Below are 16,474 nucleotides of genomic sequence, written 5' to 3'. Positions count from 1 at the left end.
TATCGCTCGACGCCCCTCAGGGAATGGGTGGATTGTTCCAGCGTTGCACGGTGACGATCAGCTGGCCTTCACCGGTCAGGGCCTTGCCCCCCTCCTCCACCGCAGCGATCACCTTGAGGTTGCCGGCGTTGTTGGTGGACATCTTGCGCAGCGGGTTGGGCCCGGCATCCCCCGGGGTGAACACGCCGCTGTCGGCCTGCATGCTGCCGGCGTACTTGACGTCTTCATCCTTGGCCGCCTGGGCGTCGAAGGCCTCGACCTTCCACTGCGCCGGCATCACGCCGATGCGGTAGACCTTGCCGTCGGCCCCCTTGCCCCAGGCTTCGGCATCGAAGCGGCCCTGTACCTTGGGCGTCGAACCGCCGCCGTCACCGATCCGCGCCACGGCAAATGCCGGCACCACCTTGACCTCGGCGATGCGCTGGTACACCGCCAGCGTCGCGCCCTTGAGGCTGCCGACGCTGACTTCCCGCAGCCCCGGCTGGGCGCTGGCCGCCGCCTTGAGCCTGACGCGGATGCGTTCGGGGCTCTGCTCCAGCACCTGCACGACCTCCACCCCTTTGCCGAAGCTCGGAGTGCCCGCAAGGCCCGCGCCCACCAGGGTCACCTCGGCCTCCTCACCGGCCTTCAGGTAACCCGGCTGCACCGCCAGCAACCGCTGGCTGCCTTGCCGGGCGGCGATGAAGTCCAGGCCGCGCTCGTCGTGCTCGGCCTCGAACATCCGCCCTTGCAGTGCATTGCCCTGGGCCGCCAGCACCTGGCGCATGACCACGCCATCCACGGTGACATTGCCGCGCCATTCATAGCCGTTGTAGAGGATCGCGCTGCCCTCGCCATTGAACGGGCTGCCATCGGCGTACTGGCCCTTGACGCTGAGCTTGAACTGATCGCCTTCCCCGGCGCTGACGCTCATCACCCCGGCCAGTTCGCCCTTGCCCGGCAGGTGGCCGCTGAAGCTCCAGTCCCCCGCCAGCGCCGCCGCTTGCGGGCGGGCCTGTTGCCAGGCTGTCCAGGCGGGATTGTCGAGGGGATAACGCTTGGCCAGCAGCGGCACCATTTCCTTGAGGGCAGTGGGCAGCCATTCCCGGTCCCGGGACAGCGCCTGGTACTCCAGGGATGGCCATTGCCCAAGGTGGAAATTCACCAGCCGCTCCCATTCCTGGGCCGGCCGGCGTTGCAGGGCGATCCGCGCGCCGGAGTGGCAGCGGGCGCACATCTGGGTGGTCTGTTCGTCGAAATGCTCGACGGTGTTCAGCCGTCGCTCCAGGGCGTAGCGCACGCCGTCGGTCTCGCTGGGCGCCAGGCCCTGGGTATCGGCCAGGTACTTGACCAGGGTGCGGCGGTCGTCATCGCTGATTTGCAGCCCGTGCATGGTCTGCATGCGGGCAATGCTCATCAGCCAGCCTTCCGGGGTCTTGCGCTGGTGGCTGATGCGGCTCAGGGCTTCCCCGGCCTCGGGGGTGTGGCAACCCTGGCAGGTTTCCTTGAGGATGCTCTGCGCATCCCGCGCGGCGAAACTCGAAGGGGCATGCAAGGCGGTACAGGTGGCAATGGCCAGCAGGCTGGCACTGAGCCTCAGGCGCAGTCTTCTCTTCATCAACGTCAAACCTCCCACGGTGCTTTCTTATTTTTAGCGAGTCGTTTTTATGGTTTCTGCCATGCCCGGCACGCCCGGTCATGGAGGCAAGAGAAACGTCTGCTGATATGCAATACACGGAGCGTGCCAGCTTATAAAAGAACCCGGAATCAACGACTTGGGCGAAGACGCCGGTCCCTGGCGAGCTTGCGGGTGTTACCCGACGTTCAATTTCGAGACAAACGTCTCAGTCTGAGACAGCGATTAGCCAGCGCCAGAACAGCTCTCAAGGCCGGCGACGAGGCTGTACCGCTGGTTTTCTTTGCAATTGGATCTTGCATTTATCCGGCGGCGCCGCAGAATCACCCCCGCTTTGCCTGCCCCGTCCCATGGGGTGTGCCGCACCTCCCCTCTTACAAGGAACCTGAAGTTCATGGATAGAAGCGCCTGTGCCCGTCTCGGCTCGCTGATCCTCTCGTTGTCTGCCCTGACCCTGGTCGGATGCAAGGAAGAAACCAGTCCCAAGACTGCAGCCGTCGCTGCGGCCCCCGCGCCGGCGGCCATGGTCATGCCGATCTGCGCCAATGGCGAATGCGCGGTGCTGGACCAGGACGGCAAGGTGCTGGTCAGCGCCGACAACGACTACGACGCCGTGGTCGCCCTGCCCCTGGACAAGACCTTCCTGTTCGCCAAGGACGGTACCTGGAACCTCAGCAGCGCCGATGGCAAGCAGACCCTCAAGGCCGCCTTCACCGATGACCTGCGGCTGCTGACCCCGGGCTACTTCGGCTTCGGCCAGGACGGCAAGCTGGGCATCATCGACCAGAGCGGCAAACAGATTCAGCCACCGCGCTTCGACGATCTGTACGTGGGCGGCAACGACGACTTCATCGTCTACGAGATCGGCGGCAAGCGCGGCATTCTCAGTGCCAAGGGCGAGGTGGTGACCGAAGCCCTGTATGACAGCAGCATGGTCCGCGATGACTTCGCCAAGCGCGGCTGGTGGATGATCGCCGAACGCGGCAACGACAAGTGGGCGCTGAACCTCAAGACCGGCGAGCAGAAGAAGATCGACTTCGACAGCATCGACTACTTTGCCAACCAGCATCTGGTGGTCAGCACCGAACAGGGCAAGGCCCTGGCCGATGCCCAGGCCCAGTTGATCAGCGCCGCCACCTACAACTGGATGGGCGAACCGGGTGACGGCCTGGTGGCCTTCCGGGAAAAATACGACAGCCCCTGCGGCTACATGGATTTCCAGGGCAAGACCGTGATCCAGGCCCAGTTCGGCACCTGCCAGGTATTCGGCAAGCAGGGCGCGCTGGTCACCGCCAAGAACGCCGACGGCAGCTCCGGCAAGGCCGGGCTGATCGACCGCCAGGGCCAATGGAAGGTACAGCCGGCCTACGACTCGGCGGACCCGGCCGGCTTCAGCCCCCTGGGAATGTTCCGGCAGGTACCGGGGCTGAACCAGGTCGCGGTGCTGCAGAACGTGTTCAGCGCCACCTTCGGTATCTTCGATGTGGACAAGGGCGTCGAGCTGTTCAAGCCCACCTACGCCCAGATCGGCGCGATCAATGCCGACCTGTTCGTCTTCAGCACCGCCAACAGCCCGACCAAGCAGGCCACCCTGTTCGGCCAGGCCACCCAGGTGCGTACCGTGGGCCTGATGGACGCCAGCGGCAAGGTGCTGCTGGAGCCGGGCCAGTACGTCGACATCCGCCTGGACAACAGCGGCCACTACCTGCTGGCCACCGACGACACCTCGGCCCTGGCCACCTCGGCGCTGTACGACCTCAAGGGCAAGCGGCTGATCCCCGGCAAGTGGCAGGAACTGGTGGTGGACGAAACCCGCGGCGCCATCTTCGGCTATGCCGTGGAAGGCATGGGCGACGACCAGTCCCGCAGCCTCAAGGCCCTGTATCGCCTGGACGGCACTCCGAGCTTCCAGGTCAGCCAGGTCGATTGCGGCGCCGAACAGGTGCACGACGGCCATGACCAGGTGCTGTGGCCGGCCAACCCCCAGGACTACTGCCCGCAGCCTGACGAAGTGGAAGACCAGGGCGAAGGCGACAACGCACAGGGCTGAGGCCCCGAGCGAACCGGTCACGGTTGGGATCAAGCCTGCTAGGATGCGGGCTTGATCGATTCAGCCAACCGGCCCGGATGGGGCCCGACAGGAACTGTCCCATGCTCAATGCTCTGCTCTTCGACCTTGATGGCACCCTGACCGACACCGACGCCCTGCACCTGCTGGCCCTGCAGCAACTGCTGCTGGAAGAGGAGGGCCGGACCTTCACCCAGGAAGAATTCGAAGCCCATGTCAGCGGCCAGGCCAATGCCAACATGTGCCGCTACCTGTTCCCCGAGCGCAGCGTGGCGGAACATGAAGCCTTTGCCGAGCGCAAGGAAGTGCGCTTTCGCCAACTCTCCCCGCAACTGATGCCCATGCCCGGCCTGCTGCGCCTGCTGGATTTTGCCCAGGAGCACGGCATCGGCGTGTGCGTGGTCACCAACGCGCCCCGGGCCAATGCCGAGCACATGCTCGAGGTGCTGGGCCTGCGACAGCGCTTCCAGACGGTGCTGGTGGCCGAGGAGTTGCCTCGGGCCAAGCCCGATCCCCTGCCCTACTTGAGCGGCCTGGAATGCCTGCAGGCCACCGCCGACCAGGCCCTGGCCTTCGAAGACTCGGTACCCGGGCTGACAGCCGCGGTAAAAGCCGGGATCTGCACGTTCGGCCTGGCCACCAGCCAGCGCCCGCAAACCCTGCTGGATGCCGGCGCCCACCGCGTGATCAACGACTTCGACGACCCGCAACTGTGGGCCGAGATCCGGCGCCGGCTCGATCTGCCCTGAAGGGAATGGGATGAGGATATTGGCCAGGCCAAGCGGGAAGGAAACAGCCAGGGAGAAAGAAACGGCAGGAGGGAAAAAGGTGCTCGCCCATCACTTCGGCAGTGGCATCCAGACCGAAGTACCCCCTTTGGCTGGGCGAGCAGGAGGGAATATACGCGGGCTCCAGGGGCAGTAATATCGGACATATCCGAAAACACCCTACGACTTGGGCAAAGATGCTGGAGGTTTATCCCTGCACGACTTTTTTTTCACGGTGCTTTCACCTCGCCGCCCCTATATTGCCAATCACTCCTTAACGAATCCCATTTGGCCCGCGCTACAGCGGGCTTTTTTTTGCCCGGGCTCCAGCGGCCGGCCCCTGGGGCGCCGACTGCTGGTGCGGGTCACTCAGGGAGCCGCCCGCTCCGCAAGCGATGCCTGGGTGGGGACGAATGCCGGCGCCTGCTCGGGATAAAACCGCGCCGCGGCATTGATCACGGCCTGCACCGACGCGGTGACGATATTGGCGTGACAGCCGGCGCCAAAACGTGACCCGGCAACGCCCGGCCACACCGCTTCGACAATTGCCAGCGCCTGCGCATCGGCCCCCGCCCCCAGGTTGCGCTCTTCAAAACTGTCGATGCGCAGCGGCAAGCCCAGGGCGGCCAGGGCCGCCGCGACAGGTCCGTTGCCCACGCCATGCAAGCACGCCTCCTGGTTCCCGGGGGTGGCGACCCGCAGCTCGATCCCCTGCCCCTCGGGGGCATCGAACAACCGATGAGCGAGATACCGCAGGCCGGCCGTGCCCTCTGCACACGCCAGATAGGTGCGCTGGAACACCTCCCATAAAGCGTCGCTGCTCAACTCGGCGTCACTGGCATCAGCCAGCTTCTGCACAATGGCGCTGAACTCGATCTGCATGCGCCGGGGCATGACGATGCCGTGGTCACGCTGCAGCAGGAAAGCGATCCCGCCTTTGCCGGACTGGCTGTTGACCCGCACGATGCTGTCGTAGGTCCGCCCCAGGTCCTGCGGATCGATGGGCAGGTAGGGTACCTCCCAGAAACCGTCGGCCGCCTGGGCGGCAAAGCCCTTGGCGATGGCGTCCTGGTGCGAGCCGGAAAAGGCGGTGAACACCAGGTCGCCGACATAGGGATGGCGCGGATGGATCGGCAGCGCCGTGCACTCCTCGGCAACCCGGGCCACCGCTGCGATATCGGAGAAATCCAGCCCGGGGCTGATGCCCTGGGTATAGAGATTCAGGGCCAGGGTCACCAGATCCAGGTTGCCACTGCGCTCGCCATTGCCGAACAGGCAGCCCTCCACCCGCTGGGCGCCCGCCAGTAACGCCTGTTCGGCACAGGCCACGCCGGTGCCCCGGTCGTTGTGGGGGTGCACTGACAGCGTGACCTGGTCGCGGCGCTCCAGGCGCTTGTGCATCCATTCGATCTGGTCGGCAAAGACGTTGGCGGTGGCCACCTCGACGGTGGTCGGCAGGTTGATGATGATCGGGCGCCCCGGGCCGGCGTCCCAGGTACGGATCGCGGTGTTGCACATGCGCAGGGACACCTCGAGCTCCGCCATGCAGAAGGTTTCGGGGGAGTACTGCAACACCCATTCGGTTTCCGGGTGCTGGTCGGTCAACTCGCGCAACAGCCTGACATGGCGCTCTACCAGGGCCTCGACCTCGTCCACCGAAAGCCCGAAGACCACGCGCCGCCAGACTGGGGCGATGGCGTTGTACAGGTGGACGATGACCCGGCGCGCCCCCTGCACACTGCGTACGGTTTCGCGGATCAGGTCCTCGCGCAGTTGGGTCATCACCATGGGGGTGACGTCGGCAGGAATCCGCTGCTGTTCCACAAGCTCGCGGACCACCTCGAAATCGGTACGCGAGGCGGCGGGGAATCCCACTTCGATTTCCTTGAAGCCCAGGCGCACCAGTTCCTCGAACAGGCGCAGCTTGCGCTCGCGGTTCATCGGCTCGAACAGCGCCTGGTTGCCATCGCGCAGGTCGGTGGACAGCCAGATCGGAGCCTGGGTGATGCTACATGACGGCCACTGGCGCGAGGCCAGGTCCACGGGAGCAAAGGCACGATATTTGGTATGGGGATGGGCGAGCATACTGACCTCGAAAGCACAATGGAGAACGCGATGGATCTCCCCTGCTTTCATCATGGAAAGCGCTTCGAGGCCGGAGTCTGGGGGAGATCAGCCTGGGTGCCAGGTTCCTGGCAGCACCGGCAGACCCCGGCCGTAAGGCAGGGGTAGCGCTAGTAGCAGGGTCAGGAACAGGGGGTTCATGGGCGGTTGCAACCGTCGGCGGGCAAGGAGTGATCTGTAGTCTAGGTAGCGATCTTCTGAATGTAATGCGCTAAACACCCTTTGATTATCGCAAAATGGACATTTTCACCTATGATAAGCGCCCCATGATCCCTTCCGGGGCGGAGGCGCTGCGCTGCATGTCCGATCTGCTTGTTGTCTCGTCCATCGACTGCCTGTCCATGCCGGTTACCAGCATCGCCGTGGATTACCCCAACGGCCATGAAATACCTGCCCACAGCCATCCACGCTCGCAGCTGGCCTATGCCATCGAGGGCGTGCTGGTGATCGACACCGAGTCCGGCCGCTGGGTGGTGCCGCCCAGCCGCGGGGTGTGGTTGCAGGCCGGCGTCGAGCACCGGGTACGCATGCGCGGCGCGGTGCGCATGCGCAGCCTGTTCATCAATGTCGATGCCATTGCCGGCCTGCCCGAGCATGACTGCGTGATCGAGGTCTCGCCGTTGCTGCGCGAGCTGATCCTGGCCGCCGCCCAGGTCGGCACGCAGTATTCGCCGGACAGCCGCGACGGCCGCCTGATGCGCCTGATCCTCGATGAGATGCGCTCGCTGCCGGTGCTGCCGTTCAGCCTGCCCTGGCCCCATGAGCCGCGCATGCTGCGGGTGTGCCAGGCGCTGGCGGACGACCCTTCGGACAACCGCACCGCCGAACAATGGGGCGACTGCCTGGCCATGAGCGCCAAGACCTTCCATCGCCAGTTCCAGCGCCACACCGGCATCACCTTTGGCCGTTGGCGCCAGCAGGCGCGGTTGCTGATGTCCCTGGAGTGCCTGGCCGAAGGCATGCCGGTGGTGCAAGTGGCGCTGCAGCACGGCTACGACAGCCAGAGCGCCTTCGCCGCCGCCTTCAAGCGCCAGTTCGGCACGCCGCCTTCGGAGTTCTACCGCTGAGGGCTCAGGCCCGGCGCAGCAGCACACCGGCCACCACGCACAACAGCATGGCCAGCCCCGCCAGCAAGAAGGCATCGCTGTAGGCCAGCAGCAGGGCGTCGCGGTGCAGCACCTTGTCCACCATGCCCAGGGCTTGCTGGCGCAGGGGCGCCAGCGCCGCCGAATGCAGGGCCGTTGCGTACTCCACCGGTGCCTGGGCCAGCAGGCGCACCAGTTCCACCAGGCGCTCCTGGGTGGCCTGGGCGAACAGGCTGACGGATTCGCCAATGCGCTGGGCGTGGAGTTTCTCGCGCTCCACCACGATCTGGCTGGACAGCGCGATACCGATGGCCCCGCCGACGTTACGCACCATGGAGAACAGTCCGGAGGCCGAGCCCACCTGGTCCTTTTCCAGCCCCTGGATCGCCATCACCCCCAGCGCCACCACCACCAGCGACTGGCCGATACCACGCACCACCAGCGAGGGCACGATGACGTTCACCGAGGCATCGGGGTTGAGGTGGATGTTCATCAGGCAGCCGATGCCAGTGATGGCGAACCCGGCAATGATGATGGTGCGGGCGCTGGTCCAGCGCATCAGCCGCGGGGTGGCGAACGACATGACGAACTGGATCAGGCCGTAGGGAATCATCATCAGGCCGATCTGCCGGGCGTTGTAGCCGTGGATCTGGGCAAAGTAGTTGGGCACCAGGAACACCACGCCGAACACCACCGCACCGAAGGTGAATTGCATCAGGCTGGCAATGCCGAAGTTGTAGCGCCCCAAGAGGCGCAGGTTGATCAACGGCTGCTCGCGACGCAGTTCGATGGCCACGAAGGCCAGCAGGCCGACCGTGGCCAGGATCGCGCAATGGCTGATGAAGCTTGAGGCGAACCAGTCGTAACGGCCACCCTCCTCCAGCATGATCTGCAACGCCGAGAGGCCCACGGCCATGCTGGCGATGCCGCCCCAGTCACCCTGGCGCAGTTTTGCCAGGACCATGGGCTGGGGCCGCACCGACCAGCCGATGGCCGCCAGCAGCAACAGCCCCGGCGGCACTTGCAGGTAGAAGATCCAGCGCCACGAATAGGCATCGGTGAGCCAGCCGCCCAGGGACGGTCCCGCGGCCTGGGCGACATTGTTGGCCACGGCGAACAGGGCCATGCCCATGGGATGCCGGGCCGCCGGCAGCTCGGTGACAATCAGCTGGAACGACAGGGGAATCAGCACCCCGCCAAAGGCCCCTTGCAGCACCCGGGCGAAGATCAGGCTGTGGATGTTCGGCGCCAGGGAACAGGCGATCGAAAACAGCACGAAACCGGCGGTGCCGACCATCAGTACCCTGCGCATGGAAAACACCGAGACCAGCCAGCCGGTCATGGGAATGATGATGATCTCCGCCACCAGGTAGGCGGTGGTGATCCACGAGCCCTCCTCGAAGGTGGCGCCCAGAGAACCGCGCACGTCCGGCAATGAAGCGTTGGTCACGTGCACGTTCATCCCGGCCATGAAGCAGCCCACCACGCTGCCCAGCACCGCCACCCAGGTGCGCAGGGAGATTGCCTGTGCGGCGGCCTCGCCGGTGCCTTCCGATACGGCCTGGACACTAGTCATGACGGGTGTCCACGGTCACCACCACCGACATCCCGGGGCGCAGCTGCGCCTGTCGCGGCTGCCCCGGATCGAGGCGGATGCGCACCGGCATGCGCTGCACGATCTTGGTGAAGTTGCCGGTGGCGTTGTCCTCCGGCAGCAGGGCGAATTCGGCGCCGGAAGCCGGGGCGAAACTCTCCACCCGTCCCTCCAGTACATGGCCGCCCAGGGCGTCGACCTCGACCCGCGCCGCTTGCCCGGGCCGCATGCCGTCGACCTGGGTTTCCTTGTAGTTGGCCACCACATAGGCGTCCTCAGGCACCACAGCCAACAGCGGCGCACCGACTTCGACGTACTGCCCCAGGCGCAGGCGCCGCTGGCCGGCGATACCGTCCACCGGGCTGCGGATCAAGGTGCGAGCCAGATCGATGCGGGCCAGTTGCCGCTGGGCCGTGACCCGGGCCACGCCCGCTTCGAGCTTGTCCAGTTGCGCCCGGGCGCTTTGCTGTTCGGTATCGAGCACCTGTACCTGCTGGCGCCGCGCGGCCAGGCTGGCGCGGGCCGCGCCCAGGGCGGCATCGGCCTGACGGGCCAGGGCGGCGGCGTTTTCCAGTTGCTGCACGCTGCTGACTTGCTGGCTGGCCAGGTGCTGCTGCCGCCGCCCTTCCTGGCCGGCCCGTTGTGCCTCGGCCTCGGCGGCGCCGACCCGGGCCTGGGCTTCGGCGATCAGGCTCTGCTGCTGTTGCTGGCGGGCGGCCAGATTGGCCAGCCGCGCCTGCCCGGCACGCTGTTCGGCCTGGGCCTCGCGCAGCGCCGCTTCCGCCTGTTCGACCCGGGCCCGGTAGTCGCTGTCGTCGATCCGCGCCAGCAGGTCGCCAGCCTTGAGCGGCTGGTTGTCCCGGACCTCGACCGCCACCAGGTAGCCGGCGACCCGGGGCGCGATGGTGACGATGTCCGAGCGCAGGTAGGCATCGTCGGTCTCCACCAGGAAACGCCCGTTGAACCACCAGCGCAGGCCCCAGGCCAGAATCAGCAGCAACACCAGCGCCAGCCCGGCATAACCGAGTAAGCGACGGCGGGTGACGGCTTGCGCCGGGAAAGCGGGAACAGGGGTCTGGGTCATTGCAAAGGCTCGTTGGGGGTTCGCGGGAAAGGGTTGGCCGCAGCCCGGCTCGGCTGCGGCAGGACAATCGGCGGCGCGCTGCGCCAGCCGCCGCCCAGGGCCTTGAACACCAGCACCTGGGTATCGATGACGGCGGCATCGGCCTGCGCTGCCGCGGCCCGGGTACGTACATCGGTGCGCTGGGCATCGAGGTAATCCAGGGCCGTGGAGGCACCGGCGGCCCTGGCTAGCCCGGCCAGGCGCAAGGCCTGGTGGTCACGTTCGGCTGCCAGGTGCAGGGCTTGCTGGCGCTGCAACGCGGCCTGGTAGTCGCTCAGGGCCTGTTGCTGCTCCTTCAGGGCCGCCAGGATGCTGCGGTCGAAATCCGCCAGCGCCGCGCTTTCTCCGGCGCTGGCCTGGGCGATGCGGGCGCGGGCGGCATTGAGGTTGGGCAAGCTCCAGGACAACAGCGGCCCCAGTTGCCAGACCGACGCGTCACGGTCATCGAAACCCGCGGGGTGGTGCGCCGACGTGAAGACCCCGGCCCCCAGGCTGACCCTTGGATAGAGGTCGGCCCGGGCCACACCGATGCGCGCCGTGGCCGCCGCCAGCCGGCGCTCGGCCTGACTCACGTCGGGGCGCCGACGCAACATGGCCAGGGCATCGCTCTGGGGCATGGGCGACCCCAGGGTCGGGGCCTGGCGACAAGCCTGGGCCGCCGCCGGTGCATCACCCGGGGGGCGCCCCAGCAAGACGGCCAGTTCGGCCAGGGCCCGTTGCCGTCCGGCCTGCAGCGGCGGCAGGCTGGCCTGCACCTGGCCCACCAGGCCTTCGGCGCGCACCACATCCAGGGTCACCGCGGCGCCGGCCCGATACAGCCGGCCGCTCAGGGCCCGGCCCTGCTCCACCAGCGCCAGGGACTCGCCCGCCACCTGCAGGCGCTGGCCATAGCTGCAGGCCTGCAACCAGGCACGGGTGGTTTCCGCGGCCACCACCACCCGCAGGCCATCTTCGGCGGCCCGGGCCGCCTCGGCATCGGCCCGGGCGGCATCGGCCAGGCCGTGCAGGCGGCCGAACAGGTCGGCCTCCCACTGCACATCCAGGCCGACCCCATAGCGGCTGCCGGTGCGGATGTGCTGGCTGTCCTGCAAGGCGGCTTCCAACTGGTCGTCGGCGGTACTGCCGTAGCCGGCGCGGGCCGTCACCTGGGTGGAAGGCTGGCGCAGGGTATCGGTTTCGCGCAGCAGCGCCCGGGCCTGAAGCAGGTTGGCCGCAGCCATTCGCAAGTCGCGGTTCTGGCTCAGGGCTTCCTGTACCGCGGCATTGAGCCCAGGGTCACGGTAGAGTTGCCACCACTGGTCGAGCCCCTGCTCGGCCGTTGCGTCCAGGTGGCTCACGGGCAGGGGCACAGTGCTGCCGGGCGGCCGTTCCGGCCCCAGGGTGCAACCGGCCAACAGGGCGCACAGGGCCCATGCAGGCCTCGGGTAAATGGGCATGGGAAGTACTCACGGATTCGAAGCGCCTACTTTAGAAAGGCCAGCTGGCGACCGTCTAACGAGAACTTCTTTTCGATTATCGCGAAATGGTCAACCTTGATCCCAAGCGCGGCCCTTCCGGCCTGGGCCCACAGCTCCAGGCTGTCGGCCAGCTGAACGAACTCACACTGGCCCTGCTGGCGCCAGTGGCCATGGATACAATTTGAAACACCCCCTACCCAGCCGATCGGATCGCCATGACCGAAGAATTCGATGTGCCCAGCCCCCACGAAAAGCACCTGGAACACGTGAGCGAACAAGCCCACGCGCGCAGTGACCGCTTCGCCAGCAAGATCGCGGTGATGACGGCGATCATGGCCACCCTGGGAGCGCTCCTGAGCTATCAGGCCGGCTCCTCGGAAAGCCTGGCGGCGATGGACAAGAACAATGCCGCGATGAAAAAGACCGAAGCCGCCAACCAGTGGAGCTACTACCAGGCCAAATCCAGCCGGCAGAACCTGGCGGAGCTGGCGACCCACATTCCCGGAGTCGATGCCGCGCACTACGGCATCGAAGCCCAGCGCTACCAGAAGGAAAAGGAAGCGGTGCGCCTCAAGGCCGAGGCCCTGGAAGCCGAGGCCCGGGACTGGGACGAGCAATCGGAAGCCGCGCTGCACCAGCACCATCGCTGGGCCCAGGCGATGATGGCGATCCAGATCGCCATTTCGATGGCGGCCATCACCCTGCTGACCCGCAAGGAATGGCTGAAGAAGCTCGCCTACGGCGCGGCCGGCGGCAGCGTGCTGCTGGGCACCCTGGCCTGGCTGCACATCTAGAGCCCCCTGCCGGCCCCCGGAACCTGCCAGCCGATGCGTCTCTTGAATCTCACCGGGCTGTCGCAGTTTGCGAAAAACTGCCGCCGCGCAAGCCCCGGTGCTGCGCCCCAGGCCCCGCCATAGCGGGGCCGCGGCGCCTGGGTGGAACTGGCACAGCCATTGCGAAAGCCCCTGCCTCACCTACAACAAGAGGCTTCGCCATGGCTATTGCCCCACTGCTCGCCGCTACCACGGCCTTTATCCAGCGCGCCCCGCGCATGCTGATCGGTGCCCACTGGACCGAGGCCGGCGACGGCCAGACCATGCCCCTGCGCAACCCCGCCACCGGCGAACAGCTGTGCCTGGTGCCCCGGGCCACGGTGGACGATGTCGATCGCGCAGTGCTCGCCGCACGCCAGGCCTTCGACGATTCGCCCTGGACCCGCACCCGCCCCCGGGAGCGGCAGAACCTGCTGTGGAAACTCGCCGACCTGATGCAGCGCGACGCCGAACTGCTGGCCCAGCTGGAATGCCTGAACAACGGCAAGAGCGCCGCCGTGGCCCAGGCCATGGACGTGCAACTGTCCATCGATTTCTTGCGCTACATGGCCGGCTGGGCGACCAAGATCGAGGGTTCAAGCGTCGAGGTCTCGCTGCCCCTGATGCCTGACGATCAGTTCCACAGTTTTATCCGCCGCGAAGCCGTGGGCGTGGTCGGCGCCATCGTCGCCTGGAACTTCCCGCTGCTGCTGGCCTGCTGGAAACTCGGCCCGGCCCTGGCCACCGGTTGCACCCTGGTGCTCAAGCCCGCCGATGAAACACCGCTCAGCGCCCTGAAACTGGCCGAGCTGGTGCAGGAAGCCGGCTACCCCGACGGCGTGTTCAACGTAGTCACCGGCACCGGCATCACCGCCGGCAGCGCCCTGACCCGCAACCCCCTGGTGGACAAGCTGACCTTCACCGGCTCCACCGCCGTGGGCAAGGAAATCGGCAAGATCGCCATGGACTCCATGACCCGGGTAACCCTGGAACTGGGGGGCAAGTCGCCAACCATCGTCATGGCCGACGCCGATCTGGCCAGCGCCGCGGCCGGGGCTGCCAGCGCGATCTTCTTCAACCAGGGCCAGGTGTGCTGCGCCGGTTCCCGGCTGTATGTGCAGCGCAAGCATTTCGACCAGGTGGTAGCCGACATCGCCGGCATCGCCAATGCCATGAAGCTGGGCAATGGCCTGGACGCCAGCGTCGAGATGGGCCCGCTGATTTCCGCGCGCCAGCAGGAGCGGGTCTATCGCTACATCGAGATGGGCCGCGAAAGCGGCGCCACCATCGCCTGCGGCGGCGAACAGTTCGGCCCGGGGTATTTCGTCAAGCCGACGGTGATAGTGGATGTGGACCAGAAGCATTCGCTGGTGCAGGAAGAGATCTTCGGCCCGGTGCTGGTGGCCATTCCTTTCGACGATGAGGCCGACGCCCTGCGCATGGCCAACGACAGCCCCTACGGCCTGGGCGCGAGCATCTGGTCCAACGACCTGGCGGCGGTGCACCGGATGATTCCGCGGATCAAGTCCGGTTCGGTGTGGGTCAACTGCCACAGTGCCCTGGACCCGGCACTGCCGTTTGGCGGCTACAAGATGTCCGGGCTTGGCCGGGAAATGGGCCACGCGGCCATCGAGCACTACACCGAGTTGAAATCAGTGCTGATCAAGCTCTGATCCGCCCCGCGCCAACCGCCCCACCCGGGGCGCCGGAGGTGGTCCGGCGCCCCCCCGACGACCGCCCTGTTCGCCGTGCAAAGCACTGCTACGCTCAGCCCGAGCCGGCTGGCCACCTCGTTTGAAGAGCCTGGGCTCATCCCCCCACAACGCCTCATCACCACCGAAAACCCGAGGAAAGCATCATGGGATCAAATGGAAATGATCACGATTACATCCAGTGCGGCTGCCACAACCCCGTCTGGGAAGCCTTGAAAGACACCCTCGACCCCGCCAGCTATATCGCCAGCCACCCCAACGCGGCACAGGGCCCGGCCAGGGACGCGAACGGCGAGTCCCTGGTGTTTCATGACGGCATCATCTACCCCTTGCGCGACGGCAACATGGATGAGCGGGTCGAAGCCCTGGGCATCCATGCCGGCGACGTGGTCGCCGCGGGCACTCTGGCCGCCGTCGAAGCCCGCATGCAGGCCCTGGGCATCGACTACAAGAAGCAGTCGCTGCACGGCAAGACCCTGCTGCCCGGCCTGGTCGAGCCCCACGCCCACATCGTGCAGAGCTGCGCCATGGATGGCTGGCTGAACCTGGGCGCCATCGAGCCCGACGACGGCGATAGCCAGCAGGCGCCAGAGAAAAACAGCCAGCGCCTGCGGCCGCTCTATACCTGGGGCTGGCTGAAGGAAACCATCCAGAACAACCTCCCCGATGACAGCACGAGCTGGGTCCTCGGGCACCTGGTCGATCCGGCGCTGATGCCGTTCAAGGTGGTGCCGGGCGGCCTGAACCAACTCATTACCCTGCAATGTGGCGACACGCCCGAAGAGGGCTACCTGGACACCATCGAGGCCAAGCGGCCGATGCTGCTGATCAGCGCCTCCATGCACACCGCCTACATGAACACGGCGGCCCGGGATCTGGTGCATGAAAGAACCGGGGTCATGGTCGAGAACGGCGTGCTGCAGGAAACCCAGATAGTGGCCGGGATCCTGTCGATTCCCGCCAGGCAGAAGCTTGCAATGCTGAAGATCTTCGAGCGCCTGGACACCTTCTTCACCACCGCGGCCAGCCGCGGGATCACCCTGCTGTACGACGCGATGATGGACCCCTTGTCGAAGCTGGTATTGAACGCCTACTTCCTGTCCCACCCCAGAACGCTGCGGATCGGCTACGCCGCCGCCTGCAACAACTCGCTCGAAGCCCTCAAGCTGCTGCCGCCCTATCGGCCGGCCACGCGGGAAGAGGCCAGGCACATGTATCAGGGCTCGATCAAGGTGATCTCGGACGGATCCAACCAGGGGTTGACCGGCTATCAGGTCGCGCCCTACTGCTGCGAGACAGAGCGCCCGGTGGGCAACTTCAATCTGTGCGACAAGGGCGAGGACACCCCGAAAACACTCCCGGTCAAATACCAGGAATTTATCCACGCGGCGGTGAAAAAAGGCTGGCCGCTGATGATCCATGCCAACGGCGACCAGGCCATCGAATTCACTCTGCAGGCCTATGACCTGGCCCTGCAGGGCCAGAGCGGCCTGGACAAGCGCCATCGCATCGAACATTGCTCGCTGCTGAGCAAAAGCACCCTGGAAACCATGCAGCGCCTGGGCCTGTCGCCGAGCTTTTTGATTGGCCATGTCGGCTACTGGGGCTACGCCTTCGATAAAGCCATTTTCGAAAAGAAGGCACACAACATGCTCGACCTCTGCAAGTCGGCCCTGGACCACGAGCTGCGGATTTCCCTGCACAGCGACTATTCCGTGACCCCACTGGGGCCCCTGCGTTCGATGGAGCAGGCGGTGACCCGCAAGATGGAAGGCATCCGCAATCATGACAACCAGTTCGTCCATGACCCGCGCCTGCAACCCATCCTCAATGAGGGCCAGTGCCTGACCCGCAAGCAGGCGCTGAAAGCCATCACCTACGACGCTGCCTGGCAGTGCCATGCCGAGGCCTGGACCGGCTCCCTGCAGGACCAGAACTTCGCCGACTTCGTGATCCTCGAGCAGGACCCACTGGACGAGAAGTTCCCGGCCACCCGGATTCGCGACATCAAGGTCTGCGAAACCTGGAAAGGCGGCCAGCGGGTGTACCTCAACCCCCGTAGCTGACCAGTGCAAGCCCGGGGGCTGCGCCAGCTCCCGGTGCCCCCTGTAGGAGCC

11 protein-coding genes are annotated in these 16,474 nt (G+C 66.2%); 6 read left to right on the top strand and 5 right to left on the bottom strand.

Annotation, left to right across the window (positions count from 1 at the left end; translation table 11 throughout):
- Nucleotides 1-16: 16 nt before the first annotated feature.
- Nucleotides 17-1,597, bottom strand: a complete 1,581-nt coding sequence (gene peaA, locus AC1RCO_RS30985) for a quinohemoprotein amine dehydrogenase subunit alpha (protein ID WP_492618384.1) — start codon at nucleotides 1,595-1,597, stop codon at nucleotides 17-19.
- A 412-nt stretch (nucleotides 1,598-2,009) separates the two neighbouring features.
- Between peaA and AC1RCO_RS30980 the strand changes: the two genes are divergently transcribed.
- Nucleotides 2,010-3,665 carry a WG repeat-containing protein gene (locus AC1RCO_RS30980; protein WP_401403658.1) on the top strand — a complete coding sequence of 552 codons (1,656 nt, stop codon included), beginning with the start codon at nucleotides 2,010-2,012 and terminating at the stop codon, nucleotides 3,663-3,665.
- A 101-nt stretch (nucleotides 3,666-3,766) separates the two neighbouring features.
- Entirely contained in the window at nucleotides 3,767-4,432 is a 666-nt protein-coding gene (locus AC1RCO_RS30975; protein WP_019094095.1) for an HAD family hydrolase, read from the top strand.
- 387 nt (nucleotides 4,433-4,819) lie between these two features.
- Here the strand turns inward: AC1RCO_RS30975 and AC1RCO_RS30970 are convergent, their stop codons facing one another.
- Entirely contained in the window at nucleotides 4,820-6,535 is a 1,716-nt protein-coding gene (locus AC1RCO_RS30970) for a 2-isopropylmalate synthase (RefSeq protein WP_492618383.1), read from the bottom strand.
- 275 nt (nucleotides 6,536-6,810) lie between these two features.
- On the opposite strand from AC1RCO_RS30970, the gene AC1RCO_RS30965 reads away from it, so the two are divergent.
- Nucleotides 6,811-7,641: an AraC family transcriptional regulator gene (locus AC1RCO_RS30965; protein ID WP_015636445.1), complete on the top strand. Its 831-nt coding sequence runs from the start codon at nucleotides 6,811-6,813 to the stop codon at nucleotides 7,639-7,641.
- Nucleotides 7,642-7,645: 4 nt separating this feature from the next.
- On the opposite strand, the gene AC1RCO_RS30960 is transcribed toward AC1RCO_RS30965, so the two are convergent.
- From AC1RCO_RS30960 to AC1RCO_RS30950, 3 genes are read right to left on the bottom strand one after another with little or no spacing between them, the layout of a single operon-like run.
- Nucleotides 7,646-9,235 (bottom strand): DHA2 family efflux MFS transporter permease subunit, encoded by a 1,590-nt coding sequence (locus tag AC1RCO_RS30960; RefSeq protein ID WP_492618382.1) that lies wholly within the window; start codon nucleotides 9,233-9,235, stop codon nucleotides 7,646-7,648.
- On the bottom strand, nucleotides 9,228-10,337 hold the full coding sequence (locus AC1RCO_RS30955) for an HlyD family secretion protein (protein ID WP_492618381.1): 1,110 nt from the start codon (nucleotides 10,335-10,337) through the stop codon (nucleotides 9,228-9,230). Before AC1RCO_RS30955 ends, AC1RCO_RS30960 begins: the two co-directional genes overlap by 8 nt.
- Complete coding sequence (locus AC1RCO_RS30950) at nucleotides 10,334-11,812, bottom strand: efflux transporter outer membrane subunit (protein WP_492618380.1); 1,479 nt, start codon at nucleotides 11,810-11,812, stop codon at nucleotides 10,334-10,336. The genes AC1RCO_RS30955 and AC1RCO_RS30950 overlap by 4 nt, the downstream gene beginning before the upstream one ends.
- A 236-nt stretch (nucleotides 11,813-12,048) precedes the next feature.
- Between AC1RCO_RS30950 and AC1RCO_RS30945 the strand changes: the two genes are divergently transcribed.
- The 3 genes from AC1RCO_RS30945 (at nucleotide 12,049) to AC1RCO_RS30935 (ending at nucleotide 16,423) form a co-directional block, all read left to right on the top strand.
- Nucleotides 12,049-12,627: a DUF4337 domain-containing protein gene (locus tag AC1RCO_RS30945; protein ID WP_041119280.1), complete on the top strand. Its 579-nt coding sequence runs from the start codon at nucleotides 12,049-12,051 to the stop codon at nucleotides 12,625-12,627.
- A 200-nt stretch (nucleotides 12,628-12,827) separates the two neighbouring features.
- Nucleotides 12,828-14,318 (top strand): aldehyde dehydrogenase family protein, encoded by a 1,491-nt coding sequence (locus tag AC1RCO_RS30940; protein WP_093410202.1) that lies wholly within the window; start codon nucleotides 12,828-12,830, stop codon nucleotides 14,316-14,318.
- Between the two features lie 185 nt (nucleotides 14,319-14,503).
- Complete coding sequence (locus tag AC1RCO_RS30935) at nucleotides 14,504-16,423, top strand: amidohydrolase (protein WP_401403662.1); 1,920 nt, start codon at nucleotides 14,504-14,506, stop codon at nucleotides 16,421-16,423.
- The last annotated feature ends 51 nt before the right edge of the window (nucleotides 16,424-16,474 follow it).

The sequence above is a fragment of the Pseudomonas sp. GW823-FHT03E05 genome (assembly GCF_058796855.1).
Note: the sequence above shows the minus strand (reverse complement) of the source record. Positions and strands in the feature narration are given on the sequence as shown.

Coding starts and splice junctions, on each gene's coding strand:
- peaA (WP_492618384.1), bottom strand. CDS start 1,597: ATGAAGAGAAGACTGCGCCTGAGGCTCAGTGCCAGCCTGCTGGCCATT.
- AC1RCO_RS30980 (WP_401403658.1), top strand. CDS start 2,010: ATGGATAGAAGCGCCTGTGCCCGTCTCGGCTCGCTGATCCTCTCGTTG.
- AC1RCO_RS30975 (WP_019094095.1), top strand. CDS start 3,767: ATGCTCAATGCTCTGCTCTTCGACCTTGATGGCACCCTGACCGACACC.
- AC1RCO_RS30970 (WP_492618383.1), bottom strand. CDS start 6,535: ATGCTCGCCCATCCCCATACCAAATATCGTGCCTTTGCTCCCGTGGAC.
- AC1RCO_RS30965 (WP_015636445.1), top strand. CDS start 6,811: ATGGACATTTTCACCTATGATAAGCGCCCCATGATCCCTTCCGGGGCG.
- AC1RCO_RS30960 (WP_492618382.1), bottom strand. CDS start 9,235: ATGACTAGTGTCCAGGCCGTATCGGAAGGCACCGGCGAGGCCGCCGCA.
- AC1RCO_RS30955 (WP_492618381.1), bottom strand. CDS start 10,337: ATGACCCAGACCCCTGTTCCCGCTTTCCCGGCGCAAGCCGTCACCCGC.
- AC1RCO_RS30950 (WP_492618380.1), bottom strand. CDS start 11,812: ATGCCCATTTACCCGAGGCCTGCATGGGCCCTGTGCGCCCTGTTGGCC.
- AC1RCO_RS30945 (WP_041119280.1), top strand. CDS start 12,049: ATGACCGAAGAATTCGATGTGCCCAGCCCCCACGAAAAGCACCTGGAA.
- AC1RCO_RS30940 (WP_093410202.1), top strand. CDS start 12,828: ATGGCTATTGCCCCACTGCTCGCCGCTACCACGGCCTTTATCCAGCGC.
- AC1RCO_RS30935 (WP_401403662.1), top strand. CDS start 14,504: ATGGGATCAAATGGAAATGATCACGATTACATCCAGTGCGGCTGCCAC.